The 25,794-nt window shown below is 69.2% G+C and carries 21 protein-coding genes and 2 pseudogenes; 14 read left to right on the top strand and 9 right to left on the bottom strand.

Annotated elements, in window-relative coordinates:
* Positions 1-2: 2 nt before the first annotated feature.
* The 4 genes from asnB to ACW5DW_RS05235 all read right to left on the bottom strand — a co-directional run bounded on the left by asnB (position 3) and on the right by ACW5DW_RS05235 (position 4,073).
* Positions 3-1,973, bottom strand: coding sequence for an asparagine synthase (glutamine-hydrolyzing) (asnB, locus tag ACW5DW_RS05220; protein ID WP_457017698.1), 1,971 nt, complete (start codon positions 1,971-1,973; stop codon positions 3-5).
* Between the two features lie 247 nt (positions 1,974-2,220).
* Positions 2,221-2,835 carry an endonuclease III gene (nth, locus tag ACW5DW_RS05225; RefSeq protein ID WP_457018409.1) on the bottom strand — a complete coding sequence of 205 codons (615 nt, stop codon included), beginning with the start codon at positions 2,833-2,835 and terminating at the stop codon, positions 2,221-2,223.
* A gap of 74 nt (positions 2,836-2,909) precedes the next feature.
* Positions 2,910-3,281 (bottom strand): hypothetical protein, encoded by a 372-nt coding sequence (locus tag ACW5DW_RS05230; protein ID WP_457017699.1) that lies wholly within the window; start codon positions 3,279-3,281, stop codon positions 2,910-2,912.
* A 9-nt stretch (positions 3,282-3,290) separates the two neighbouring features.
* Positions 3,291-4,073: an enoyl-CoA hydratase/isomerase family protein gene (locus ACW5DW_RS05235; RefSeq protein WP_457017700.1), complete on the bottom strand. Its 783-nt coding sequence runs from the start codon at positions 4,071-4,073 to the stop codon at positions 3,291-3,293.
* A gap of 197 nt (positions 4,074-4,270) precedes the next feature.
* On the opposite strand from ACW5DW_RS05235, the gene ACW5DW_RS05240 reads away from it, so the two are divergent.
* From ACW5DW_RS05240 to ACW5DW_RS05250, 3 genes and pseudogenes are all read left to right on the top strand, one after another.
* On the top strand, positions 4,271-4,984 hold the full coding sequence (locus ACW5DW_RS05240) for an FKBP-type peptidyl-prolyl cis-trans isomerase N-terminal domain-containing protein (RefSeq protein ID WP_457017701.1): 714 nt from the start codon (positions 4,271-4,273) through the stop codon (positions 4,982-4,984).
* A 235-nt stretch (positions 4,985-5,219) separates the two neighbouring features.
* Positions 5,220-6,034 (top strand): annotated as a pseudogene (locus tag ACW5DW_RS05245) (NUDIX hydrolase).
* The gene (locus tag ACW5DW_RS05250) at positions 6,031-6,885 is read left to right on the top strand and encodes a sulfurtransferase (RefSeq protein ID WP_457017702.1); all 855 of its coding nucleotides are present in this window, start codon (positions 6,031-6,033) and stop codon (positions 6,883-6,885) included. The pseudogene ACW5DW_RS05245 and the gene ACW5DW_RS05250 overlap by 4 nt, the downstream one beginning before the upstream one ends.
* Positions 6,886-6,951: 66 nt before the next feature.
* On the opposite strand, the gene ACW5DW_RS05255 is transcribed toward ACW5DW_RS05250, so the two are convergent.
* The gene (locus tag ACW5DW_RS05255; protein WP_457017703.1) at positions 6,952-7,698 is read right to left on the bottom strand and encodes an enoyl-CoA hydratase/isomerase family protein; all 747 of its coding nucleotides are present in this window, start codon (positions 7,696-7,698) and stop codon (positions 6,952-6,954) included.
* Positions 7,699-7,740: 42 nt separating this feature from the next.
* Between ACW5DW_RS05255 and ACW5DW_RS05260 the strand changes: the two genes are divergently transcribed.
* The 7 genes from ACW5DW_RS05260 to ACW5DW_RS05290 all read left to right on the top strand — a co-directional run bounded on the left by ACW5DW_RS05260 (position 7,741) and on the right by ACW5DW_RS05290 (position 14,395).
* The gene (locus tag ACW5DW_RS05260; RefSeq protein ID WP_457017704.1) at positions 7,741-8,184 is read left to right on the top strand and encodes a copper chaperone PCu(A)C; all 444 of its coding nucleotides are present in this window, start codon (positions 7,741-7,743) and stop codon (positions 8,182-8,184) included.
* A 502-nt stretch (positions 8,185-8,686) separates the two neighbouring features.
* Positions 8,687-9,598 carry a hypothetical protein gene (locus tag ACW5DW_RS05265; protein WP_457017705.1) on the top strand — a complete coding sequence of 304 codons (912 nt, stop codon included), beginning with the start codon at positions 8,687-8,689 and terminating at the stop codon, positions 9,596-9,598.
* Between the two features lie 125 nt (positions 9,599-9,723).
* Entirely contained in the window at positions 9,724-10,122 is a 399-nt protein-coding gene (locus ACW5DW_RS05270; RefSeq protein ID WP_457017706.1) for a hypothetical protein, read from the top strand.
* Positions 10,123-10,124: 2 nt separating this feature from the next.
* Entirely contained in the window at positions 10,125-10,814 is a 690-nt protein-coding gene (locus ACW5DW_RS05275) for a C39 family peptidase (protein WP_457017707.1), read from the top strand.
* Positions 10,814-11,305: a hypothetical protein gene (locus tag ACW5DW_RS05280; RefSeq protein ID WP_457017708.1), complete on the top strand. Its 492-nt coding sequence runs from the start codon at positions 10,814-10,816 to the stop codon at positions 11,303-11,305. The genes ACW5DW_RS05275 and ACW5DW_RS05280 overlap by 1 nt, the downstream gene beginning before the upstream one ends.
* Positions 11,306-11,336: 31 nt before the next feature.
* Complete coding sequence (locus ACW5DW_RS05285; protein ID WP_457017709.1) at positions 11,337-12,782, top strand: acetate kinase; 1,446 nt, start codon at positions 11,337-11,339, stop codon at positions 12,780-12,782.
* A 185-nt stretch (positions 12,783-12,967) separates the two neighbouring features.
* A complete protein-coding gene (locus ACW5DW_RS05290) occupies positions 12,968-14,395 on the top strand; it encodes a sigma 54-interacting transcriptional regulator (RefSeq protein ID WP_457017710.1) in 1,428 nt (475 codons plus the stop codon).
* A gap of 12 nt (positions 14,396-14,407) precedes the next feature.
* Here the strand turns inward: ACW5DW_RS05290 and ACW5DW_RS05295 are convergent, their stop codons facing one another.
* A complete protein-coding gene (locus tag ACW5DW_RS05295; RefSeq protein ID WP_457017711.1) occupies positions 14,408-14,818 on the bottom strand; it encodes an acyl-CoA thioesterase in 411 nt (136 codons plus the stop codon).
* Positions 14,819-14,864: 46 nt separating this feature from the next.
* Positions 14,865-17,744 (bottom strand): annotated as a pseudogene (gene uvrA / locus ACW5DW_RS05300) (excinuclease ABC subunit UvrA); the annotation flags it as partial.
* A gap of 408 nt (positions 17,745-18,152) precedes the next feature.
* Between uvrA and ACW5DW_RS05305 the strand changes: the two are divergent.
* The 3 genes from ACW5DW_RS05305 to ACW5DW_RS05315 all read left to right on the top strand — a co-directional run bounded on the left by ACW5DW_RS05305 (position 18,153) and on the right by ACW5DW_RS05315 (position 21,078).
* Complete coding sequence (locus ACW5DW_RS05305; RefSeq protein ID WP_457017712.1) at positions 18,153-19,202, top strand: OmpA family protein; 1,050 nt, start codon at positions 18,153-18,155, stop codon at positions 19,200-19,202.
* 203 nt (positions 19,203-19,405) lie between these two features.
* A complete protein-coding gene (locus ACW5DW_RS05310; protein ID WP_457017713.1) occupies positions 19,406-20,452 on the top strand; it encodes an OmpA family protein in 1,047 nt (348 codons plus the stop codon).
* Positions 20,453-20,595: 143 nt separating this feature from the next.
* Positions 20,596-21,078, top strand: coding sequence for a hypothetical protein (locus tag ACW5DW_RS05315; RefSeq protein ID WP_457017714.1), 483 nt, complete (start codon positions 20,596-20,598; stop codon positions 21,076-21,078).
* An 85-nt stretch (positions 21,079-21,163) separates the two neighbouring features.
* Here the strand turns inward: ACW5DW_RS05315 and kbl are convergent, their stop codons facing one another.
* Complete coding sequence (gene kbl, locus ACW5DW_RS05320) at positions 21,164-22,357, bottom strand: glycine C-acetyltransferase (protein WP_457017715.1); 1,194 nt, start codon at positions 22,355-22,357, stop codon at positions 21,164-21,166.
* A 54-nt stretch (positions 22,358-22,411) separates the two neighbouring features.
* A complete protein-coding gene (tdh, locus tag ACW5DW_RS05325; protein WP_457017716.1) occupies positions 22,412-23,446 on the bottom strand; it encodes an L-threonine 3-dehydrogenase in 1,035 nt (344 codons plus the stop codon).
* A gap of 126 nt (positions 23,447-23,572) precedes the next feature.
* Between tdh and ACW5DW_RS05330 the strand changes: the two genes are divergently transcribed.
* Positions 23,573-25,738, top strand: coding sequence for a S46 family peptidase (locus ACW5DW_RS05330; RefSeq protein WP_457017717.1), 2,166 nt, complete (start codon positions 23,573-23,575; stop codon positions 25,736-25,738).
* Positions 25,739-25,794 lie beyond the last annotated feature (56 nt).

Raw genomic sequence — 25,794 nt, forward strand, 5'->3', positions numbered from 1 at the left:
TCTCACTCCGTTCCAGTGGCACGCAAGCTTGGCGCCGCCGTGTCGCGACGGCGGATGAAGGTGTCGTGCAGCAGCATCGTCGACAGGATGCCGACGAAGGCCTGGTTGTCGCCGAAGCCGACGGCGCGTCCGCGCCTGCACTTTTCGAACAACATTCCGACCTTGCCGGCATCGAAGCAGCCCGCGTCGCGGATGCGCGCGGGAGAGAGCAGTTCGTCGACATAGTCGGCCGGCCGGCCGTTGTCGAAGAAGCTGCTTGCATCCGGCGCCCGGTAGGGTTGCTTGGTGCGGTTGGCGATCTCGCGCGGCAGCAATGGAGCCAGCGCCTTGCGCAGGATGTGCTTCTCGGTCAGGCCGCGCAGCTTCCAGTGCGGCGGCAGGCGATTGCCGAACTCGATGACGCGATGGTCGAGGAACGGAAACCGGCCCTCGACCGAATTGGCCATCGCGACCCGGTCGCCCTGCGAGGAAAGCAGGTAGCCCGCCATCAGCGACTTGGCCTCGACGTACTGGTCACGCGACAGCGGTGCCCATCGCGACACATCCTCCGGCAGCCGGCTCTCCTGGAACGCGAGCGGGTCGAATGCCATCGCGCGCGCCTGCAGTTCCGGCGCCAGGAAGGCGAGCGCCCGCCGCGAGGTGGCCCAGCGTGGCGCATGTGCGAACACCGGGCGGTCGATGTGCTCCATGCCCTGCGCGAAGAAGGCGCGGGCGAAGCCGGGCGTGCCGACCGGCGAGTGCCCGAGGTAGCCGTACAGACGCCCCAGCAGCAGGTGGCGCCAGGCCGAGTCCGGGCGACGAGCCCAGAACCGCCGGACCTTCGCCTCCTTGAACAGGTCGTAGCCGGCGAACACCTCGTCGGCGCCTTCGCCGGTCAGCACCACCTTGTAGCCGGACCGGCGCACCTCGCCCGCCAGCAGCATCAATGGCACCGGGGCGGTGCGCAGCACCGGCGCTTCCGCGTGGCGGACCAGCGTGGGGAATGCGTCGGCAATGTCGCGGCGGGTGCAGTGCAGCGTGGTGTGCTCGGTGCCCAGATGCCGCACCATGGTCTGCTGCTGTTCGCGCTCGTCGAACTCGGCATCGTCGAAGGTGACCGAGAACGTGCGAACCGAAGCGATGCCGGCCTGCTTGGCGAGGGCCACGATCCCCGAAGAATCCAGCCCACCGCTGAGGTAGGCGCCCACCGGGACGTCGGCGCGCAGCTGCAGGCGCACCGCGTCGAGCAGAAGTTCGCGCAGCTCGACCACGGCATCGTCGAACGCCGCGAAGGGCGAAGCCGCGCCGGCGTCGGGGAATTGCCAGTCCCAGTAGCGCGTGAGCGTTTCGCGGCCGTCGGCCTCGATCGCCAGCAGGTGTCCGGGCGGCAGGCTGCTCACCCCGGAGAACAGCGTGTCCGGATCGCTGGGTCCCCACAGCGTCAGCGCCTGCACCAGCCCGTCCGGATCCAGCTGCGCGCATTCCGGCAGCACCGCCAGCAGCGCCTTGACCTCGGAGGCGAACCAGCGCCTGCCGCGCGCCGTGGCGTGGTAGAGCGGGCGGATGCCGGCGCGGTCCCGCGCCAGCAGCAGGCGTCGCCGCCGCGCATCCCACAGCGCGATCGCGAACTGCCCGTTCAAGCGCTCCACGAACCGGTCGCCGTCGCGGTGGTAGAGGTGGACGATGACCTCGGTGTCGGAACTGGTGCGGAAGCGATACCCCTGCCTGCGCAGCTCCTCGCGCAGTTCGACGAAGTTGAAGATCTCGCCGTTGAATACGGTCCAGGTCGATTCGCTGCCGTCATGCAGGGGCTGCTGCCCGGTGGCGTGGTCGATGATCGACAGCCGTGCGTGGGCCAGGCCGACGCCCGGCGCGAGATGGAAGCCGGTGGCGTCGGGGCCGCGATGGTGCAGCGTTGCGATCATGCGCTGCAGGTCGAGGCGGTCCTGCGGCGTCGCCGCCACCTCGCCCGCGAAACCCGCCAGCCCGCACATGCTCAGCGGACTCCGGTCGATGCGGGCGCAACACGGCGCCGGGATGGAGTGGCGTCGCGGCGCTGGCGTTTGGCGGAGTCTGGCTTGGGCATGGTCGGCATGGCGGCTCTGAGGGCGGCGGATGCCGGCCAGATGCATGCCGGAGCCGGTGCGATGGATGCCCGGCGTCCCCCCTTGTGTAGATGAACGGATTCAGCAAGCCGCCGAGGACATCCCCGGCCACAGCGATGACGCGGCCGCCGGCGCCTTACGCGGGAGGCGTCTTGTCCGGGTAGCGGCACAGGTCGCGGATCACGCAGTGCGGGCAGTCGGGTTTGCGCGCCTTGCAGACGTAGCGGCCGTGCAGGATCAGCCAGTGATGCGCGCCCAGCAGAAATTCCCCCGGCACCACCTTCATCAGCCCATCCTCGACCGCGCGCACATCCTTGCCTGGCGCCAGGCCGGTGCGGTTGGCCACGCGGAAGATGTGGGTGTCGACCGCGATCGTGCCCTCGCCGAACACCGTGTTGAGCACCACGTTGGCGGTCTTGCGTCCGACCCCCGGCAGCGCCTCCAGCGCCTCGCGCGCGTGCGGCACCTCGCCGCCATGCTGTTCGACCAGGATGCGGCACAGCGCGATCACGTTCCTGGCCTTGGCGTTGAACAGGCCGATGGTCGAGATGTGCCGCTTCAGTTCCTCTTCGCCGAGCTCGAGGATGGCCTGCGGCGTATTGGCGACCGAATACAGGCGACGCGTGGCCTTGTTGACGCCGACGTCGGTGGCCTGCGCGGACAGCACCACCGCGACCAGCAGTTCGAATGGCGTGGTGTACTCGAGTTCGGTGGTCGGCGAGGGGTCGATCCCGGCGAGCCGCGCGAACATCTCGTGCACCTCGGCGGCGGACAGGCGGCTGCGCTGCAGCCGGCGCGCCGGCTTGCGCCGCGCAGGCGGTCGGGTCACGACGATCCTGCCCGTGCCTTTGCCCGGGCCAGCGCAGCGGCTGCGGCCGGCGGCAGCGCGGGCGTGCCGGCGAGGGCAGCGGTCGCGGGACCGCGGCGCGTGTCCCGCGCCGCCTTGCGCCTGGCCGGGCGCGCTTCGCGTGCCCGGTAGCGCTCGCGCGCGTCCCAGGCCTCGCGCAGGCGACGCTGCGTGGCGAGGATCAGCGCGCGCGCGGGCGGCGCAAGCGCCGGGTCGTCGACGAATTCCATCAGTCCCGCTTCCAGGGCCGCGTCGAGGTCGTCGGCCAGGATCAGCGCGGCGATGTGTCCCGCGTCGAGGGCGGCCGCGGCAGGCGGCGGCGCGGCAGGGCCAGGGATGGGGCGCGTCACGTCGGTAGCTCAGCGCCCGCGGAATTCCGGCTTGCGCTTGTCGAGGAAGGCGGATGTGCCCTCGCGCATGTCGTCGGTGGAAAACACCAGGCCGAACTGCGCCGCCTCGTAGGCGAGGCCTTCCTCGATGCCGCATTCGCCGCCGGTGTTGATGCAATCGAGGATCCCGCGCAGCGCCAGCGGTGCCGCCGCCGCCAGCTGCGTGGCCAGCGCCATTGTCGCCGCCTCCAGCTCCGCGGCCGGCACCACCCGGTTGACGATACCCAGCTGCAGGGCGCGCGCGGCATCGATCGGCGTGCCGGTCAGGCACAGCTCCAGCGCCGCGGCACGCCCGGCCAGGCGCAGCAGGCGCTGGGTCCCACCGAAGCCTGGAACCAGGCCGAGGTTGATCTCGGGCTGGCCGAGCTTCGCGGTGTCGGCCGCGATGCGCAGATGGCAGCACATCGCCAGCTCCAGCCCGCCGCCCAGGGCAAAGCCGTTGACCATCGCGATCACCGGCTTGGGCAGGGTCTCGAACCGGCGCATCATGCGCTGGCCGCGCAAGGCGAAGTCGCGGCCCTCGCTCGGCGTCAGGCCCGACATCTCGGAGATGTCGGCGCCCGCCACGAAGGCCTTGGGGCCGGCACCGGTCAGCACCACCACGCGCACCGACGGATCGGCCGCGGCGGCATCGGCCGCGGCCAGCAGGGCTTCGATGGTGGCGGAGTCCAGCGCGTTCAGGCGCTCGGGGCGATTGAGGGCGATGACGCGCACGGCGCCGCGGTCGTCGATCAGCAGGGGAGAGTTGGTCATGGTCAGGGACGTGAAGACGGGTGCCCGGCGCCCGGCGTTGAACTTGTCGATCCGGGACGGGTCGGATGGGTGGCGTCAGTGGCGGTTAAGCCCGCCGGCCGTTATCCTAGCGCGTCCACTAGGGGGCGGCTCGACCGCCCCCTGTCGTGTCCGGGCCGGTCCACTGGCCGACCGTAAATCCCCTGGAGAGTGACCGAATGAAATTGCGACTGCTTGCCGCCTCCCTCGCGGCAATCACCCTGGTCTCCGCGGCGGCTTCCGCCCAGGACACCACATCCGAGAAAGGCAAGCTGAGCTATGCCATCGGCTTCAACACCGGCGTCGAGTTGGCGGAGCTGACCGCGCGCGGCGAGGCGGTCGACGTCAACACCGTGATCAAGGCGATCCAGGACGCGTACGCCAAGAAGCAGCCGACGGTGCCCGTCGACCAGCTCAAGGCCGCGGTCGAGAACATGCAGAAGCGGCAGCAGGCCAAGATGGAGGCCGAGTTCGCCAAGCTGTCGACCGACAACAAGGCCCAGAGCGATGCCTTCCTTGCGCAGAACCGCGCCAAGGCCGGCGTGCAGACTGTGCCGGGTAGCACCGTGCAGTACCGCGTGGTCGAGAACGGCAGCGGCGCCAAGCCGACCCAGGCCAGCGACGTGCAGCTCAACTACAAGGGCTCGCTGCCCGACGGCACCGTGTTTGTCGACACCGCGCAGGCGCAGGAAGGCCAGCAGGCTGGTCCGGTGACGATGAAGATCAGCCAGATCCCGCTGGTGGGCCTGCGCGAGGCACTGCTGCAGATGCCGGCCGGCGCCCGCTGGGAAGTGGTGTTGCCGGGCGACAAGGCCTACGGCACCGACATGCGCGCCGGGCGCATGGCCAACCAGGCGGTCGTGTTCGACGTCAAGCTCGTCAGCGTCAAGTGATTGAAAGCCGCGCGCAGCGCGGCTTTCAATCATCCCGAGCCGCAGGCGAGGGATCTCCGCGCAGCGCGGCTTTCAATCATCCCGAGCCGCAGGCGAGGGATCTCCGCGCAGCGCGGGGTTCACTGACGCGCATGCCGCGTCAGCTCGCCCACCGGCCAGCCGCTTCCGTAATCACCCAACGCCGGCTTCCCGCCGGCGTTGTGCTTTCCGGCCCAAGGCCACCTGTGGTATCCAGATGAGTGCATTCGTTCGCGCAATTCCCAGCCCCTGTACCGGCGTGTGCACGCTCGACGCGGATGGTCTATGCATGGGTTGCCACCGCAACGTTGCCGAGATCACGCACTGGGCGCGGATGGATGACGATGAGCGCACGCGGCTGATGGACGACGAACTGCCGCGGCGCGAAGCGCAGCGGAGGGCGTGATCGTGGCGATGGCGCATCTGGACGAGATCGTGCGGGCGGCGCATCCGCTGGGTGCCGACCCGGTCGGACCGGAATGGAACCTGGCCGAACTTGATGGCCTGCTCGAGCCGCGTCCGCCGCTGGTTGCGGCCGTGCTGCTCGGGCTGGTGGAGCGTCACGACGGCCTCAACGTATTGCTCACGCGGCGCAACGACGGGCTGCGGCTGCACGCGGGGCAGGTCAGCCTGCCGGGCGGACGAGTTGATCCGGAGGACGCCGGGGTGGTCGGTGCCGCGCTGCGCGAGGCCAGCGAGGAGATCGGCCTGTCGCCGGCGCAGGCCCGCCCGCTTGGCTATCTGGACCCGGTGCGCACGATCACCGGCTATCGCGTGGTGCCGCTGATCGCGCAGCTCGATCCGGGCTTCGTCGCGCGGCCTGACCCGGCCGAGGTCGCAGCGGTGTTCGAGGTACCGCTGTCGTTCCTGCTCGCGCGACAGCATCTGCGCGAACTGCGGATCGAGTTTGGCGGCCGGCCGCGTCCGGTACTCGAATATGCGCCATATCCGGGCGCGCCGGAGCAGCGGATATGGGGCGTGACCGCATCGATCCTGTACAACCTGCGGCAACGTCTGGAGGCCCTGCGATGAACGCTCGCGGATGGACCACGCTGGTGCAGCCCGAAGCGGTGGCCGCGGCGCTGGACGAGGCCGACATGGTGCTCCTCGACTGCCGCTTCTCCCTTGCCGACCCGGGCGCGGGCGAGCGCGCATACCGCGACTCGCATGTGCCCGGTGCACGCTACGCGCACCTGGACCGCGACCTGTCCGGCGCCGCCTCGGTGTCCCGCGGTCGCCATCCCTGGCCGGATGCGGATGCGTTCACCCGCCGGCTCTCGGCCTGGGGTATCTCGCCGCGCAGCCGCGTTGTCGCCTATGACGCCGGCGATGGCGCGTTCGCCGCGCGCCTGTGGTGCCTGCTGCGGATGCTGGGTCACGAATCGGTGGCCGTGCTCGACGGCGGCTGGGCGCGCTGGATCGCGCTCGGCCTGCCGGTCGATGCCGACCTGCCGTCGCCTGCGCATGCGCCTTATGAAGCGGTGTTCGACGCGGCCAGGCTGCTCGATGCCGACGCGACGGGCCGACATCTCGACCACAGCGGCTTGCTGGTCGACGCACGCGCGCCGGAGCGTTTCCGCGGCCAGGTCGAACCGCTCGATGCGGTGGCAGGCCATGTGCCAGGTGCGGTCAACCGTCCCTACGCGGCCAACCTGGAAGACGGTCGCTTCAAGTCCGCGGCGCAGCTGCGGTCCGAATTCGAAGCGCTGCTGGACGGGCGTGAGGCGCAGGAACTCGTGGCCATGTGCGGGTCGGGCGTCACCGCCTGCCACCATCTGCTGGCGCTCGAGCACGCAGGCCTGCACGGGGCTCGGCTGTTCACCGGGTCATGGAGCGGATGGATCAGCGATCCCTCACGGTCGGTCGCCACGGGCGAGGATTGAGCCGCGGCGGGCGGGACCAGGGACCAGACCCGCAAAGCGCGCGGCAGCTTGGGCCGACCGGACGATCTATTTGCCGAGCTTCGCCAGCAGGGCGCGCAGCGCCGACTGCGTGTCCGGGTCGTTCCAGGAGGCGACGAAGCGGTCGAGGTCGAGCAGCTCCGGTCGCAGTGCGTCGATGACGTCGGCGCGCGCGATCGCGCGCGTCGCCAGCATCGGCTTGCGCGGCAGCGCCAGCAGTTGCGCCAGCCAGGCGTGGGCGCGCTGCGGCACGTCCCCGATCGCGGCGAGTTCATCGACCAGTCCGATCCGGAGGGCGCGCTGCGCATCGACCATCTCGCCCGCCACCAGCAGGCGCTCGGCGCGGTGCGGCCCGACCACGCGACGAATCAGCCGCTGGATGCCCTCGGGCGCGACCAGGCCGACCTGGGTCTCGTTGAGTCCGATGCGGTAGTCACCTTCCGCCATCACCCGGTAGTCGCAGCACAGCGCCAGCACGCAGCCGCCCGCGGGCGCGTGTCCATTGAGTGCCGCCACGACCGGCACCGGGGATTGCGCCAGCGCCCGCGCCGCATCGATGAAGCCCTGCCAGGCTGCGTGCAGGCCCGCCGCATCCAGGGTCAGCAGGTGTGGCACGTCCAGGCCGGCGGAGAAGGCGCCGGGCCCGCCGCTGAGGACGATGCCGCGGGCACCATCGGCGACGGCCGCGGCGACCGATTCGACCAGCAGCCCGCACAGCTCAGGGTTGAGTGCGTTCACCGGCGGACGCGCGAGGCGGAGTTCGTGGATGCCGTCGTGCTGGCTGCGTTCGATCATGGCGCAAGGCCCGGTGCATGGAAGGCCGCTATCATAGTGGTCATGCAAAGTCCTATCGTTCTGCTCCTGTCGGCGCTGCTGCTTGCGCTTCCGGCGACGGTGCGCGCCGATGACTGCGTCCCGCTGCTGGAATCGGGCTGGATCCGCCAGCCGCCGATGGCGATGCCGATGATGGCGGGCTTCGCGCAGATCCGGAACCCGTGCGCGGCGCCGGTCACGGTCGTGTCCGCCAGCAGCCCGGCGTTCGGCTCGGTGGAACTGCACGAGACCACGCGCGTGGACGGCGTGAGCCGCATGCGCCACGTCGACACGCTCGACGTGCCGGCCGGCGCGACCGCGACGCTTGCCCCCGGCGGCCTGCACCTGATGCTGATGCAGCCCCGCGCGACGACGGCGCTGGGCGAATCGCTCGAGATCGAACTGGAGCTGGCCGATGGCCGCAGGCTTCGCGCCGGTTTCGAAGTGCGCGCCGCCAACGCGCTCTAGGAACATCGGACCGCTTTCGCGATCGCTGCCTAGGCGGGTCCGGGGCGGCCACGTTGTGAGTGCCATGCATCCCGGCGCCAGCCAATGGGTTGCACGCGGACGCGCGCAATACCGTCGTGATGGTGGGTCGCAAGTCTCCCCGTCCTTGCACGTGACCCGGTAACGCCACTGCGCCCGATTTGCGCGTTCGCATGTTGCATCCATGAATCAGCCGCGCCCGCCGTCGCGATGGTGGTGATTCCGCGCCCGGCGCGGCTTTTTCGATGGCAAACAACGCCTGCACGCGCAGCGCCGCTCCGTGGATGTTGCGTGGATGCAACATCTTGCAGCGAAAAACGTGCGCGTCGACGCATGCTGCTGCATCCGGCAGTCCGGAAATCCAGGGCATTCAATCGCTTGCGCGCGGTGCGAGCGATTGGCATCGCACTTGCGGGGAGAGTGCAGCGCAAGCGTCCGTCATGACGACTGGCCTTTGGCGCGAAGAACCTGAAGGAGTCACACAATGCGCATTCGACACAGCATCCTCACTGCGGCCGTCCTGGTCGTGCTGGGCGCCTCCGGCCAGCTCATGGCCCAGGAGCAGAGCGAAGCCGGCGCCGGCGACAACAACTCCACCCGTGGCAACAACCGCGACAACACCAGCCAGGCATTGGCCTCTGGAACGGGCAGCGCCGCGGCCGACAACCACAGCACCGCCACGTCCACCACCAGCGATTCGTTCAACACCAGCTCCAACACCGTGGTCGCGACCACCCAGCTCAGCGGGACGGTCACCGGCAACGGCGTATCCGGCCTGGGCAACGTCGCCAGCAACTCCGGCAACGCGGTAGGCGGTGCGGGCGGCACAGGCGGTGCGGGCGTCGGCGGCTCGGCCGGCGGCGGTTCGGGCACGGCCGGCGACGGCGGCGATGGCGGCGATTCGGGCGCCTGGAGCGACCGCGCCGGCGATTCGGGCAGCGCAACGCAGACCGCGGCGGCCGGCGAGTCCGCGTCCGACGCCTACGCCGAAGCGCGCAGCCGGACCCGCGAACGCGGTGCCGGTGCGGCCAGTGCGGACAGCCAGTCGCAGGCCGACGCCACGTCCACCGCCGATACCTCGGCCACCGGCGGCGCCAGCACCGCCAGCAACAGCGGCAGCAGCGGCGATGCCTCGTCCTGGGCCGGCAACGGCGGTACCGGCGGCAACGGTCGCGGTGGCGACGCCACCGGTGGCGACGGCAGCGGCGGCAACGGCGGCCGCGGCGGTGACGGCGGCGTGGCCTATGCCGACACCGGCAACTTCAACATGTCCAACGCCATGAACGGCTCCGGCAACGCGGCCGCCGGCATCATGGTCATGGCGCAGAACAGCGGCGCCGCGGCGCTGATCCAGCAGGGCGTGACCGTCCAGGCCAACCTCACCGTCGGTCCGTGATGCAGTGATTCGTCCCCGCAACGGGGCGAGGCTCGACCGGTCGCGATGCGCAGCCGCGCACCGCGACCGGTTGATCATCCAGGGCATGCCGCGGGCCGTGATGGTCGAGGCGAGGAGGTGAATCCATGGACGCATGCAGGACATGGCGTCGCGTGCTGGTCGCGGGCCTGCTGCTGGCACCGCTGCCCACGCTGGCGGGGCAGCCGGCTGCGGCCGGAATGCGCACGACGGGGGCAGGCGATGCGGCGACAGCGGTCGCGGACGCGGACGTGTTTGGCCGCGCAGTCGCCGACGAAGCACTGTCTGCGCTGCGGGGCGGTGATGGCCAGGCCACGGTCGAGGTCGACAACCAGGGCACGGTGGACGGCAACACAGCCAGCCACGTGGTGGCGGGCGACAACCGGATCGACGGCGGTGCATTCGCCAACGCCGCCGGCCTGACCACGGTGATCCAGAACAGCGGCTCGAACGTGCTCATCCAGAACGGTACGGCGGTCAACGTGCGCTTCGGCAGCGGGCCCTGACGATGCGGCTCACGCCCCTGCTTGCGGCGCTGCTGGCGCTGGCCGTGCCGGCGGCGCCGGCGCTGGCCGGGTCGATGGACCTGCGCGTGCCGTATGGGGGCGGTTACTCGGTGCCGGTGACCAGCCTGAAGGAGGCGCGGTTCCGCTCCACGGTTCGCCAGCACTACGACTTCAGCTGCGGCTCGGCCGCGGTCGCGACCCTGCTGACCTACCAGTACGGGATGCCGGTGGACGAGGCCGAGGTGTTCGAGCACATGTACGCCACCGGCGACCAGGCGCGGATCCGCGCCGAGGGTTTCTCGCTGCTGGACATGCGCCGCTACCTCGCCTCGCGCGGCTTCAGCGCCGACGGTTTCCAGGTGCCGCTGGACAGGCTGCTCGACCAGGGGCTGCCTGCAATCGTGCTGGTCAACGACCGCGGATACCGCCATTTCGTCGTGGTCCGCGGACTGCGCCAGGGCCGTGTGCTGGTGGCCGACCCGGCGCGCGGCGCGCGCGCGATCCCGCGCCGCGATTTCGAACGCATCTGGGACAACCGCGTGCTGTTCGTCGTCCACAACCGTCGCGAGCTGGCCAGCTTCAACCAGCCGCGCGACTGGAACATGACGCCATCCGCGCCGCTGCACACGGGCATCCAGCGCCAGGGACTGCAGAACATCGTGATCCCGCGGCGCGGCCCGGGAGACATCTGATGGCTGCCCGAGGCGCGTGGTGGCTGGTGGCCTGTCTCTGGCTGTTGCCGGGCCTGTCGGCGCTCGGGGGTGAACCGGCCGAGTCGGTGCAGGCATGGCAGCGCGTCGATCCGGCCCTGCTCGAAGACCAGCGCGGCGGCCTGGTGATGCCCTCGGGTCTGCAGGTCTCGTTTGGATTCGAGCGCACCGTGCACGTCAACGGCGCACTGGTCTTGGCGCTGCGCGTAGACGTGGTCGACGTGGGCCGGATCAGCGCCGATGAGGCGAGCCAGCTGGCGACGCTGGGGCGGACGCAGCTCGTGCAGATCGGCAGCGGCAATGCGGCGCAGGCACAGGCTGGCGGACTGGTGATCCAGAACTCGCTGGACGGCCAGCGCATCCAGGTGCAGAGCACGCTCGACGCCAGCAGCAACGCGCTCGGCATGCTGCAGGCGCTGAACGTGGCGCAGATGCTGCAGGCCGCTTCGACCGGCTCGCTGGGCGGGCTGTAGTGACCACCCCCGTGCGACAGGGACGTGCGCGATGAACAGGCAACCTCCAGCACCACGTCACCGCGATGATTCCGGCGCGCCATCGCGCACGACAGCCGGCCATGCCCGGCTGGCCTGGCCAATGCTGGCCAGCTGCTCGCTGCTGCTGGCAGGCAACGTTTGCGCGCAGGAGGGCGCGCAGGACGAGCGGCTGCAACAGCTGGAAGCGCGATTGGTCGAGCAGGATCGCCAGATCGGCGCCCTGCAGCAGCTGGTCGAACATCAGCAGCACGCACTCGACGGCCTGGCGCGCGAGGTCGGGGCCTCGCGGCTGGGCGACCTGCGTGCGCGCGGCGGCAGTCCGGCGCTGGCGCAGCTTCCGCTTGCCGCCGGACAGGCCGCGGTCGCCATGGCCCCCGCGCAGGTACCGGACGCACCCGATGCCGGTCCGGCCGGACACGCCGACACGATGGCGGTCGCCGACACCCAGGTCGGCCGCCCGCCCGAATCGGCCGGACGGCCGCCTGAAGTCGCGCAGATATTCGACCAGCCTGGCGTCCTCACGCCGCGCGGGCAGCTTGTGCTCGAACCGTCGATGCAGTTCGACTATTCCAGCAACGATCGCGTGGCGCTGGTCGGCTACACCGTGATCCCGGCGATCCTGATTGGCCTGATCGACGTGCGCCAGGTCAAGACCACCAGCCTGACCGCGGCCCTTGCCGCGCGCTACGGAGTGGGGCGGCGCTTCGAGCTGGAAGTGAAGGTGCCTTACTCCTACATCAGCAGCGATACCGTCAGCCGCGAGATCTTCACCGGGTCTGCGCTGGACAGCGTCTTCCAGGCCGACGGCAGGGGGGTGGGGGATGTCGAACTCACCGCGCGCTACCAGCTCAACCAGGGCGGCGCCGACACGCCGTTCTACGTGCTGTGGCTGCGCTACAAGACGCGCACCGGGCGCGACCTGTTCGAGGTCGTCACCGACTGCGTGACCCGCTGCGTGGCCAATGCCACCGGCACCGGCCTGCCGCTGGACCTGCCGACGGGAAGCGGGTTCGCGGCACTGCAGCCCGGCATCACCTGGCTGTACGCCTCCGATCCGGTGGTGTTCTTCGGCAGCCTGAGCTACCTGCACAACTTCGAACGCGACGACGTCTCCAGGACCGTGCTCACCGGCGCCCCCGAAGGTTTTCCGCAGACCACCACCGAGCCGCTGGGGACGGTGGAGGCCGGCGACATCATCGGCTTCAACTTCGGAATGGGCCTGGCATTGAACGAACGTGCGGCGGTCAGCTTCGGCTACGACCAGAGCATCGTCGACCGCACCAGGCAGAACGGCGTGGACGCACCGGGCGCGGTGCGCGTGGTCCTGGGCACACTGGTGGTCGGCGGGTCCTACCGTCTGGGCGACCACACCAGCCTGAACGTGGCGCTTGGCGTCGGGGTTACCCGCGACACCCCGGACGTCTCACTGGCCGTGCGCCTGCCGATCAGCTTCTGACGCGCCTGCCTCGCCGCCGCGCCGTGCGATGACGCGCGTCGGCTCGGCGCGCCTTCGGTCATCACTCCACTGTCCGGTAGATGTGCCCGACACTATGGCCGCTGCGCGCGGCCGGTTGCGTTGAGCTTGCAACAACAACAACAACAACTGGCATCCCGGGGGGAGGGTGCGGGGAGATGTCCCGCATGTCGTATCCCGGACCGCAGGCGCTGATCCACTTTCGGGTGCAATCCTTCCCCGACGATGGTGAACTCGAGCGCGGACTGCTCGCGGCGGGCTGGAAGATCCGGACTGCCGACGATGCCGGGGCGATCGCAAGGCTGTCGCCGCACGAGGTGCCGGGTGTCGGATTGCTGGACCTGCGCGGTGTCGACGACGCCGGCGCGCAGGAACTGTTCGCGCAGCCGGAGCTGGTGGCGATGCTGGCGGGCCAGCGGCTGGAGTGGGTGGCCGTGCTGCGCCCGGAACAGCGGGCCTGGCCGGCGCTGGGGCGGCTGGTGCATGTGTGCTGCCGCGACTACGTCACCCATCCCTGCGACCCGGAGACGCTCTCGATCGTGCTGGGGCATGCGCTGGGCATGGCGCGGCTGGCGGCCGGCGACGGGGCCGTGGATGCCGGCGGGCCGCGGATCGACGGCATGGTCGGTGACAGCGAGGTGATGCGTCGCCTGGCCTGCCGGGTGGCCAAGGCCGCAGGCAGCGAGGCACCGGTGTTCCTCGCCGGCGAGACCGGCACCGGCAAGGAGCTGGCCGCGGCGGCGATCCATCGCCAATCCCGGCGCAGCGGCATGCCCTTCGTCGGGATCAACTGCGGTGCGATCCCGTCCAGCCTGATGCAGTCCGAGCTGTTCGGCTACGAGCGCGGCGCGTTCACCGGCGCGGTCCAGCGCAAGTTCGGGCGGGTCGAACTTGCGCACGGCGGCACCTTGTTCCTGGACGAGGTGGCGGACCTGCCGATGGAGTCGCAGGCCTCGCTGCTGCGCTTCCTGGAGGAGGGGCGGATGCAGCGCCTCGGCGGCCGCGAATCGATCCGGGTCGATGCCAGGATCGTGTCGGCCACCCACGTCGACCTGTGCCGGGCGGTGGCCGAAGGGACGTTCCGCGCCGACCTCTACCACCGCCTGCGGGTGATCGAACTGCGGATGCCGCCGCTGCGCGAGCGCGGCAGCGACATCGTGCTGATCGCGCAGCACGCGTTGCAGCGACACGCCAGCGAGGTGCAGTGCCGCCTGAGGGGCTTCAAGGCCTGCGCGCTGCGCGCGATGCAGGCCTACTCCTGGCCGGGCAACGTGCGGGAACTGATCAACCGGGTGCGCGAGGCGATGGTGATGGCGGAGGGCTGCTACATCTCCGCAAGCGACCTGCAGCTGCAGGACACGGACCCGGAACTGCACGTGATCACCATCGACCTGGCCCGGCGCGAGGGCGAGCGCGCCGCGATCGATCGCGCGCTGGCGCGCAACGGCCAGCGCGTGGGCCAGGCCGCCGACGAGCTCGGCATCTCGCGCGTCACGCTGTACCGGCTGATGCTGCGACACGGCCTGCACGAAGCCCGGCCGGAGGCGCAGTGGAGCCGACTGGCGCTGGTCAAGGGCGGCAGCGAGGACGCCTGAGCGGTCCGCGCCTCAGCCGGTGGCGACCCGCTTGACCGCCTCCGGCAGCGGTGTCGGGCGGCCGCTGGCGCGGTCGATCCAGACCATCACCACGTGTCCGTCGGCGTACAGCACGGTGCCGTCCTCGCCGGCGATGCGGTGGCCGATGGTGACGCTGGTGGTACCGACCCGGTCGGCGAACAGTTCCACCACCACGCGCGCCGGGTACGGGATCGGTACCCGGTAGTTCATCTGCACCGCGGCCAGCAGCGGCGCGAAGGCGTCGGTCAGCCAGGGCTCGCCCAGCGATTCGAACCAGCGGATCCGCGCCTCCTCCAGGTAGGTCATGAAGTTGGAGTTGTTGACGTGGTTGAACGCGTCAAGGTCGCGCCAGCGCAGCTCGATCGGCAGGCGGAACAGGGCGGTGCGGTTGTCCAGGCTCATGGTGGGGAACTCGGCTGATCGGCGTTGCGCGCCAGCGGCATGCTCAAGCCGCCGACCTGCGCCTGGCGGGCTTCGCGTCCAGGCCCAGGGTGCGGGCCAGGAAGCGGCCGGTGTGCGATGCGGGAAGCCGGGCGATCTCTTCGGGCGTGCCCTGGCCGATGATCGTGCCGCCGCGATGGCCGCCCTCCGGGCCGAGGTCCACCACCCAGTCGGCGGTCTTGATCACGTCCAGGTTGTGCTCGATCACCACCACGGTGTTGCCGTCGTCGCGCAGCTTGTGCAGCACCGCGAGCAGATGCTCGATGTCGTGGAAGTGCAGGCCGGTGGTGGGCTCGTCGAGGATGTAGAGGGTCCGGCCGGTGTCGCGCCGCGACAGCTCCTTCGACAGCTTGACCCGCTGCGCCTCGCCGCCCGAGAGCGTGGTGGCCGGCTGGCCGAGCTTGATGTAGGCCAGGCCCACGTCGAGCAGTGTCTCGAGCTTGCGCGAAATCGACGGCACCGGCTCGAACAGCGCCAGCGCGTCCTCGACTGTCATCTCGAGTACGTCGCGGATGCTGTAGCCCTTGTAGAGGATCTCCAGCGTCTCGCGGTTGTAGCGCTTGCCCTGGCAGATGTCGCAGGGCACGTACACGTCCGGCAGGAAGTGCATCTCGACCTTGAGCAGGCCGTCGCCCTGACAGGCCTCGCAGCGGCCGCCGCGGACGTTGAAGCTGAAGCGGCCCGGCGAATAGCCGCGTGCGCGTGCCTCTGGCACCTGCGCGAACAGCTCGCGCAGCGGCGTGAACAGGCCGGTGTAGGTCGCCGGATTGGAACGCGGGGTGCGGCCGATCGGCGACTGGTCGATGTCCACGACCTTGTCGAACAGGTCCAGTCCGTGCACTTCGCGGTACGGCGCAGCGCTGTGCGAGGCGCCGTTGATCTCGTTGGCGGCCAGTGCGTACAGGGTGTCGTTGATCAGGGTCGACTTGCCCGAGCCCGACACGCCGGTGACCGCGGTGAACAGCCCGGACGGGATGGTCAGGTCGACGTCCTTGAGGTTGTTGCCCGTGGCCCCGAGCAGGCGCAGCTGCATCTTCGGATTGGGCTTGTGGCGCTGCGCCGGGATCGCGATCTGGCGCTTGCCCGACAGGTACTGCCCGGTCAGCGAGCGCGGGGCCTTGAGGATGTCGGCCAGCTTGCCCTGGGCCACTATTTCACCGCCGTGCACGCCGGCGCCGGGGCCGATGTCGACCACGTGGTCGGCCAGGCGGATCGCCTCCTCGTCATGCTCGACCACGATCACGGTGTTGCCCAGATCGCGCAGGCGGGTGAGGGTGCCGAGCAGGCGCTCGTTGTCGCGCTGGTGCAGGCCGATGCTGGGCTCGTCGAGCACGTACATCACCCCGACCAGGCCGGCGCCGATCTGCGAGGCCAGGCGGATGCGCTGGGCCTCGCCACCCGACAGGGTGTCGGCCTTGCGCTCCAGCGTCAGGTAGTCGAGGCCGACGTCGACCAGGAAGCCCAGCCGCTCGTTGATCTCCTTGACGATCTTCGAGGCGATCTCGCCTCGCCAGCCCGGCAGGTGCAGGCCGGCGAAGAACGCGCGCGCCTCGTCGATCGGCAGCACGACCAGGTCGGGCAATGGCCGCTCGGCCACGAAGATGTTGCGCGCGGCGCGGTTCAGTCGCGCGCCGCCGCAGTCCTGGCAGGCGCGTTCGCTGATGTACTTGGCCAGCTCCTCGCGCACCGCGGCCGATTCGGTCTCGCGGTAGCGGCGCTCCAGGTTGGGCACGATGCCTTCGAACCGGTGCTTGCGCTGGGTGCGTCCGCCGGCATCGGTGATGTAGCTGAAGCTGAGGGTGGTGGTGCCGCTGCCGTACAGCACCGCCTCGCGCGAGGCCTCCGGCAGTTCCTGCCAGGGGGTGTCCACGCTGAAGTCATAGTGCTTGGCCAGCGACTGGATCAGCTGGAAGTAATAGGCGTTGCGCCGGTCCCAGCCACGGATCGCGCCGGCGGCCATCGACAGCTCGGGATGCACGACCACGCGCGCCGGATCGAAGAACTGGGCCACGCCCAGGCCGTCGCAGGTCGGGCATGCGCCCTGCGGTGAATTGAACGAGAACAGCCGCGGCTCCAGCGCCGGGAGCGCGTATTCGCAGACCGGGCAGGAGTACTTTGACGAGAACAGCAGCGGCGTCGCGGCGTCGTCGATGGCCTGCACCGACGCCATGCCGTCGCCGAGCTTGAGTGCGGTTTCGAACGATTCCGTCAGGCGCTGCCTGAACCCGGCCGCGGACTCCTCGTCCGCGCTGCGCACCTTGAAGCGGTCGATCACCGCTTCGATGGTGTGCTTGACCCGAAGCGCCAGCGGCGGCACGGCGTCGATCTCGTGCAGCACGCCGTCCACGCGCACGCGCACGTAGCCCTGTGCGCGCAGCTGTTCGAACACCTGCGCGTGCTCGCCCTTGCGCTCGCGCACCACCGGCGCGAGCAGCATCCAGCGCTGCTCGGGATCGAGGTTGAGCACCTGGTCGACCATCTGGCTGACGGTCTGGGCCTCCAGCGGATAGCCGTGGTCCGGGCAGCGCGGCAGGCCGACGCGGGCATACAGCAGGCGCAGGTAGTCGTAGATCTCGGTGATCGTGCCGACCGTCGAGCGGGGGTTGTGGGACGTCGACTTCTGCTCGATCGAGATCGCCGGGCTCAGGCCCTCGATATGGTCGACGTCCGGCTTCTCCATCACGCTGAGGAACTGCCGCGCGTAGGACGACAGAGACTCGACGTAGCGGCGCTGGCCCTCGGCATAGATGGTGTCGAAGGCCAGCGACGACTTGCCGGAGCCGGACAGGCCGGTGAAGACGATCAGCCGGTCGCGGGGCAAGTCGAGGTCGACGTTCTTGAGGTTGTGGGTTCGGGCACCGCGAATGCGGATGGTGTCCATCGCCATCGGGCGGGGTTCCAGTAGGGGGCTGCGGGAGAGGGCAGCCGGGGAGAACCGGTCAGCCTAACGAGCCGCGGATATGGGGGCAAATGCGGTGGATGCCAGTTTCCCGGGTGGCGGTCTCATGCTGTGCGACGGGGCGGACATGGGCGCGCCGGGGAGAACCCCCTCGCCTGCGCAAGATGCTGTCGCCGAAAGGTCTAGGACGGTATGGCTGGCCTCAGGCGGAATCCCAGATTCGCGTGACGCCGAAAGTTATGCGGTTGTTAACGCGCCCTTCACGGCTCTGAACCTAAGCTGCCGCCGTGCGTTCAGCCTGCGTCTGCCGGCTGCGCCAGGCACATGGCACCGACGTCGCATCAGCGGTACACGGGGTCGAAATCCGATTGAACAAGTCCTTTCAAGGAACCGGAAATGACGAAGACCAAACTCCTCACCCTCGCGCTTCTCAGCGGCCTCGGCGTGACCCATGTGGCGTCCGCGCAGGAATTCGATGACCGCTGGTATCTGACCGGTTCGGTCGGTTTCAACCTCCAGGACGAGGACCGCCGTACCGACGATGCGTACGCGCTCGGCCTTGGCCTGGGCAAGTTCATCAGCCCGGAGTGGTCGGTCGAAGGTGAGCTGAACTACCAGAATCCGCAGTTCAGCCACAACTCCGACCTGCTGTGGAGCCAGTATGGCGTGTCGTTGGACTTCCGCCGCCACTTCCTTGCCGAAGGCCGCAACTGGTCGCCGTACGTCCTGCTCGGCCTGGGCTACCAGCGCTCTGAGGAAGAGTATGTGCTGGCGACCTCGAGCGAGCTGTTCCAGCGTGAAGAGGGCAACCTGGCCGCGAAACTCGGTGTCGGCTTGCAGGGCGACTTCAGCAGCCGAGTTGCAGTGCGTGCCGAGCTGGCCACCCGCTTCGATTTCGACGATCAGAGCATTGCAGCTGAAACTGGCCCGGCCCAGGGTTCCGGCTATCCGCATCAGCAGGAAGAGAGCTACTTCACCGACGTGATCGCTTCGGTGGGCGTGATCATTCCGCTGGGTCCGGAGCCGACCGCGCCGGTTGCCCCGCCGCCGCCGCCGCCGCCGGCCCAGCCTGCGCCGCCGCCGGCCCCGGCTCCGATCACGATCGATCTGAACGGCGTGAACTTCGACTTCGACCGCTCGACGCTGCGTCCTGACGCGGTGCAGATCCTCAACGAGGCCGTCGAAATCCTGAAGCGTTACCCGGAGCTGCGCGTTGAAGTGGCCGGCCACACCGACCTGTGCGGTGCGGACGCTTACAACCAGAGCCTGTCGGAGCGTCGCGCTGGCGCGGTGTACGACTACATGACCAGCAATGGCGTCGATGCCGGCCGCCTGATGGGTCCGGTGGGTTACGGCGAGAGCCGTCCGCTTGAGCCGACCGCGCAGACGCTGCCGGGCTGCAAGAGCGAGGTCAACCGCCGCACCGAGCTCAACGTCCAGAACTGATCTGGATCGGCTGGCGATGGCCTTGGTTGCCATCGCCGGCCGCCCGAATATCGGACAGTCGTTAAGAATCCGTTCGCCCTATGTTATTCTGCCGCCGGCCCATGAAACAACGGTTTGGGCCGGCCTCTTGGCATGGCGCCCGAGCAGTATTCAGAAGTGCGAATCCGTTTCATTTTCCCCGGACAACCCCCTAGGAGTTTTCAATGAAAATCCGCTTGCTTAGCGCCGCCCTGTTGGCCGGCCTGGCCGTGACCACCGTCGCGTCCGCGCAGGAATTCGATGACCGCTGGTACGTGGCCGGTTCGGTAGGTTTCAACCTACAGGACGAGGACCGTCGCACCGATGATGCGTATGCGCTCGGCCTTGGCCTGGGCAAGTTCATCAGCCCGGAGTGGTCGGTCGAAGGTGAGCTGAACTACCAGAATCCGCAGTTCAGCCACAACTCGGACCTGCTGTGGAGCCAGTACGGCGTGTCGCTGGATTTCCGCCGCCACTTCCTTGCCGAAGGCCGGAACTGGTCGCCGTACCTGCTGATGGGCCTGGGCTACCAGCGCTCTGAGGAAGAGTATGTGCTGGCGTCCTCGAGCGAGCTGTTCCAGCGTGAGGAAGGCAACCTCGCCGCGAAGCTTGGCGTGGGCCTGCAGGGCGACTTCAGCAGCCGCGTTGCAGTGCGTGCCGAACTGGCCACCCGTTTCGATTTCGACGATCAGAGCATTGCAGCTGAAACCGGCCCGGCCCAGGGTTCCGGCTATCCGCATCAGCAGGAAGAGAGCTACTTCACCGACGTGATCGCTTCGGTGGGCGTGGTCATTCCGCTGGGTCCGGAGCCGACCGCGCCGGTTGCCCCGCCGCCGCCGCCGCCGCCGGCCCAGCCTGCGCCGCCGCCGGCCCCGGCTCCGATCACGATCGATCTGAACGGCGTGAACTTCGACTTCGACCGCTCGACGCTGCGTCCTGACGCGGTGCAGATCCTCAACGAGGCCGTCGAAATCCTGAAGCGTTACCCGGAGCTGCGCGTTGAAGTGGCCGGCCACACCGACCTGTGCGGTGCGGACGCTTACAACCAGAGCCTGTCGGAGCGTCGCGCTGGCGCGGTGTACGACTACATGACCAGCAATGGCGTCGATGCCGGCCGCCTGATGGGTCCGGTGGGTTACGGCGAGAGCCGTCCGCTTGAGCCGACCGCGCAGACGCTGCCGGGCTGCAAGAGCGAGGTCAACCGCCGCACCGAGCTCAACGTCCAGAACTGATCTGACGTCGAGTAGCTGTATCCAGGAAGCCCGGCCAAGTGCCGGGCTTTCTGCTTTTTCGGGCACGCTCGAGCGCGCTTGTTCGCTTGCCTGCAGCCAACGCGCTGCTACACTTCGCCCAGATTTCGAGGTGGAGCTGGAACATGCGCGGATGGACGTTGTTGCTGTTGTCGCTGGGCGCGGTGTCGGCCCATGCCTCCACCCAGTGCCCGGGTGCGACCGCGCAGCCGCTTGCCGTGCGTCCCACGGTGCTGCTTCCTGTCGCGACAGGTTTTGCAAGCGTGAATCCCCAACTCGGCTCGCAGCGTGGCGTGCTCGCGCCCGACTTCGACGAGTCGCAATCGGTCGACAATGTGCTGTGGCGCCTGCGCGTGGAAGGTTGTCAGCCGCTGGCTGCAGCGACCCCGGCGTCGGCCCTGGCCACGCCCGGCACGGCGGGCTACGTCAAGCGCACCGAGCACGACAATACGCCGTACCGGTTCAACATGACCCAGAACGGCAAGCGCATGACTGCCGATGATTTCGACGCCTGGCTGCAGGCCAATGGCTACAGCGCCGGGCGGCGGGCCGATCCGGCGGTGGCTCCGGCCGCCGAGGCGCCGCAGGCCGCGGATCCGTCCCAGTAACTCCCGCGGTGCCGCAGTGAGCCGCCCTGGCGATGCCGGGCAGCCTGCGGCTCGTCAAGCACCCGCATGACTGCGCGGGCGCGGCTCAGTTTTTCAAGACACCGAGTTCGTGCCCGATGCGCGTGAAGGCGTCGATGGCGCGGTCGATATGTTCACGCGTGTGCGCGGCCGAAATCTGCGTGCGGATGCGCGCCTGTTCCTTTGGAACGACGGGGAAGAAGAAACCGATCGCGTAGATGCCTTCCTCGAGCAGGCGTTCGGCGAACCGCTGCGCGAGCGAGGCGTCGTACAGCATCACCGGACAGATCGGATGCGTGCCCGCACGCAGGTCGAAGCCCGCGGCCGTCATGCGCTCGCGGAAGTACGCGGTGTTGACGACGAGCTGTTCACGCAGCGCACCCGCGGCGTCGAGCATTTCGAATGCCTTGGTGCCCGCGGACACGACGTGCGGCGGCAGTGAGTTCGAGAACAGGTAGGGGCGCGAGCGCTGCCGCAGCAGTTCGATCACTTCCGACTTCGCCGTCGTGAACCCGCCCAGCGCGCCGCCCATCGCCTTGCCGAGTGTGCCGGTGATGATGTCGATGCGGTCCAGCACTCCCTTCACCTCGGCCGATCCGCGGCCGGTGGCGCCGAGGAATCCGGTGGCGTGGCATTCGTCGATGTGCACCAGCGCGCCGTACCTGGACGCCAGCGCGGTGATCTCGTCGAGCGGCGCAATGAAGCCGTCCATCGAGAACACGCCGTCGGTGGTGATCAGTTTGGTGCGGCAACCGGCGGCCTCCGCTGCCTGCAGCTGCTTCTCCAGGTCGGCCATGTCGCAGTTGGCGTAGCGGAACCGCTGCGCCTTGCACAGGCGCACCCCGTCGATGATCGAGGCGTGGTTGAGGGAGTCGGAGATGACTGCGTCGTTCTCGTCGAGCAGCGGCTCGAACAGGCCGCCGTTGGCGTCGAAGCAGGCGGCGTACAGGATCGTGTCCTGCTTGCCGAAGAACGCCGAAATCGTGCGCTCGAGCTGCTTGTGCAGGTCCTGGGTGCCGCAGATGAAGCGCACCGAGGCCATGCCGAAGCCATGCGTGTCCAGCGCGTCCCGGGCCGCGGCGATGATGTCTGGATGGTCGGCCAGGCCCAGGTAGTTGTTGGCGCAGAAGTTGAGCACCGTGCGGCCGTCGGCGAGCGTGATCTCGGCCGACTGCGGGCTGGTGATGATCCGCTCGGCCTTGAACAGCCCGGCATCGCGGATCTCGTCAAGGGTGGCGGCGTAACGCTGGGTCAGGGACATGGCGATTCCGTGCAGATGTTGTGCTGCAGGAGCGGAGCTCCTACGGGAGCAGGCTCAATTCCAGTTGAGTACGACCTTGCCCGACTTGCCCGACTCCATCAGGTCGAAGCCTTGCTGGAAGTCGTCGGCGGCCAACTGGTGGCTGAGCACCTTGCCGAGCGGGAAGCCCGACAGCACCAGCTGGGTCATCTTGTACCAGGTCTCGTACATGCGGCGCCCATAGATGCCCTGCACGGTCAGGCCCTTGAAGATGATGCGGTCCCAGTCGATGCCCGCGCCCTTGGGCAGCAGGCCGAGCAGGGCGACCTTGCCGCCGTGGTACATGCAGTCGAGCATGTCGTTGAAGGCGCGCGGGTTGCCGCTCATTTCCAGGCCCACGTCGAAGCCTTCCAGGTGCAGGTCGGCCATCACCTCGCGCAGCGAGCCATTGGCGACGTTGACCACGCGCGTGGCGCCCATGTCCGCGGCGAGCTTGAGCCGGTAGTCGTTGACGTCGGTCACCACCACGTTGCGCGCGCCGATGTGCTTGCAGATGCCGGCGGCCATCACCCCGATCGGGCCGGCGCCGGTGATCAGCACGTCCTCGCCGACCACGTCGAACTCCAGCGCGCAGTGCGCGGCATTGCCGTAAGGGTCGAAGAAGGCGGCAAGTTCGGACGGGACCTGGTCGGGGATCGGCCACAGGTTGGAGGCGGGCATCGCGATGTATTCGGCGAAGGCGCCGTCGCGGTTCACGCCGATGCCCACCGTGTTCGGGCACAGGTGTTGCTTGCCTGCGCGACAGTTGCGGCAGTGGCCACAGACGATATGGCCCTCGGCCGACACGCGCTGGCCGATGGCGTAGCCGGTCACGCCCGGACCCAGCTCCGCCACGCGGCCGACGAATTCGTGGCCGATCACCAGGCCCTGGCGGATCGTGCGCTGCGCCCACTCGTCCCAGAGGTAGATGTGCAGGTCGGTGCCGCAGATGGCGGTCTTCTCGACCTTGATCAGCACCTCGTTCGGCCCGGGCACCGGCACCGGGACCTCCTCCATCCACAGGCCCTTGGTGGTCTCGCGCTTGACCAGCGCCTTCATGGTTGCGGACATCGGGGGGCGGCCTGCGGGAACGGGTGGCCATTATAGGTTGCACCGGAAACCGCGGGCACGCCGGCAGGGGCCGTAGCCGGGGGAGGGCGGCTACAATCGGCCGGTCATTTCAGGTGGAACCGTTCCATGCGCCTATCCCTGCCGTGCCTGTCCGCCGTGATCGCCCTGTCCATTGTCCCCGCCGCAGGCGCGGTGGAGGGGATGTGGGTGCCGCAGCAACTGCCGGAGATCTCCGCACCGCTCAAGCAGGCCGGCCTGAAGCTGGACCCGGCGCAGCTCGCCGACCTGACCGGCGACCCGCTCGGGGCGGTGGTCTCGCTGGGCGGCTGCACGGCGAGCTTCGTCTCGCCGCAGGGCCTGGTGGTGACCAACCACCACTGCGCCTACGGCGCGATCCAGCTCAACTCCACGCCGGACAACAACCTGATGCGCGACGGCTTCAACGCCGCCGCACCGGCCGACGAGATCACCGCCGGGCCGAATGCGCGCATCTACGTGCTCGATGCCATCACCGACGTCACCACCGAGGTCCGCGCTGCGATCGATGCGGCGTCCGACCCGCTGGCGCGTACCCAGGCGCTGGACGCGATCGAGAAGCGGCTGGTCGCCGCGTGCGAAGCCAACGACGGCTACCGCTGCAGCATGTACAGCTTCCTCGGTGGCAACGACTACCGCCTGTTCCGCAACCTCGAGATCCGCGACGTGCGCCTGGCCTACGCGCCGCCGGGCAGCATCGGCAACTACGGTGGCGAGGTCGACAACTGGATGTGGCCGCGCCACACCGGCGATTTCGCGTTCTATCGCGCGTACGTGGGTCCGGACGGCAGGCCGGCGGCGCATTCGCCCGACAACGTGCCCTACCAGCCGAAGCACTGGCTGCAGATCGCCGACAAGCCGCTGCGCGAGGGCGACTTCGTGATGGTGGCCGGCTATCCGGGCCGCACCAGCCGCTACGCGCTGGCAGGCGAATTCGAGGACACCGAGCAGTGGTCGTATCCGACCATCGGTCGCCATTACCGCGCGCTTGTCGACCTTGTCGACGCGCACGCCAAGACCGATCCCGAGGTCGAGGTGAAATACGCCAGCACGGTGCGCGGCTGGGAAAACGTGATGAAGAACTACGAGGGCCAGCTTGCCGGCTTCTCGCGCACCGGGGCGGCGGCGACCAAGCGCGCCGAGGAGGCCGCGGTGCTGGAGTGGCTGCGCGCACGTGGCGAGGAGGGCGCCGATGCGCTGACCGCACACGAGCGCCTGGTTGCGCTGGACGAGGCCGACCGGGCCACGCGCGAGCGCGACCTGGTGCTGCGCATGTTCAACGGCACCGGTGCGATTTCCGCGGCTACGACGCTTTACCGCCTCGCGATCGAGCGCGGCAAGCCCGACGCCGAGCGCGAGCAGGGCTACCAGGATCGCGACCTGCCCACCATCGAGGGCAGCCTGCGGCAGATGGACCGGCGCTACGTCCCGGCCATGGACCGCGAACTGCAGGCCTACTGGCTGGCCGAATACGTCAAGCTGCCGCCGGCGCAGCGGCTGAAGACCGTCGACACCTGGCTCGGGGGTAATGATGCGAAGGCGATCGAGCGTGCCCTGGACAGGCTTGCCGACACCAAGCTTGCCGACACCGAAAGGCGCATGGCCTGGCTGAAGGCCGATCGCAAGGCCTTCGAATCCAGCAAGGACCCGGTGATCCGGTACGCGGTGGCGGTGATGCCGACCCTGCTCGAGCTCGAGCAGGCGGGCAAGACACGCGCCGGTGAGCGCCTGCCGGCGCGGGCGAGCTACCTGCAGGCCGTCGCCGAACACCGCCGCAGCCAGGGCGGGCAGGTCTATCCGGATGCAAACTCGTCGCTGCGCATCACCTTCGGCAACGTCAAGCCCTATACGAAGCTCGACGGCAGCCGGCAGCAGGCGTTCACGCGGCTCGAGGAGGTGGCGGCCAAGGCCACCGGCGAGGAGCCATTCGACGCGCCGCAGACCCTGCTGGATGCGGTCGCGGCCAAGCGCCATGGCGGGCTGGCCGATCGCCGGATGCGCACGGTTCCGGTCAACTTCCTGTCCGACCTGGACGTGACCGGCGGCAACTCCGGCTCGCCCGTGCTCGACGCACGCGGGCAGTTGGTCGGCCTGCTGTTCGACATGAACTGGGAGGCGGTGGTGTCGAACTGGGTGTTCGACGCCGAGATGACCCGCACCATCTCCGTCGACCAGCGCTACCTGCGCTGGATCATGCAGGAGGTCTACCCGGCGCCGCAGCTGCTGCAGGAGATGGGCGTCGCGCCGAAGCGGTAGCGGCGGCCTGTTGTGCGGCGCCGGCACGGGACCATGGACGTCGCATCGCTTAGACT

Source organism: Luteimonas sp. A482 (assembly GCF_054072655.1).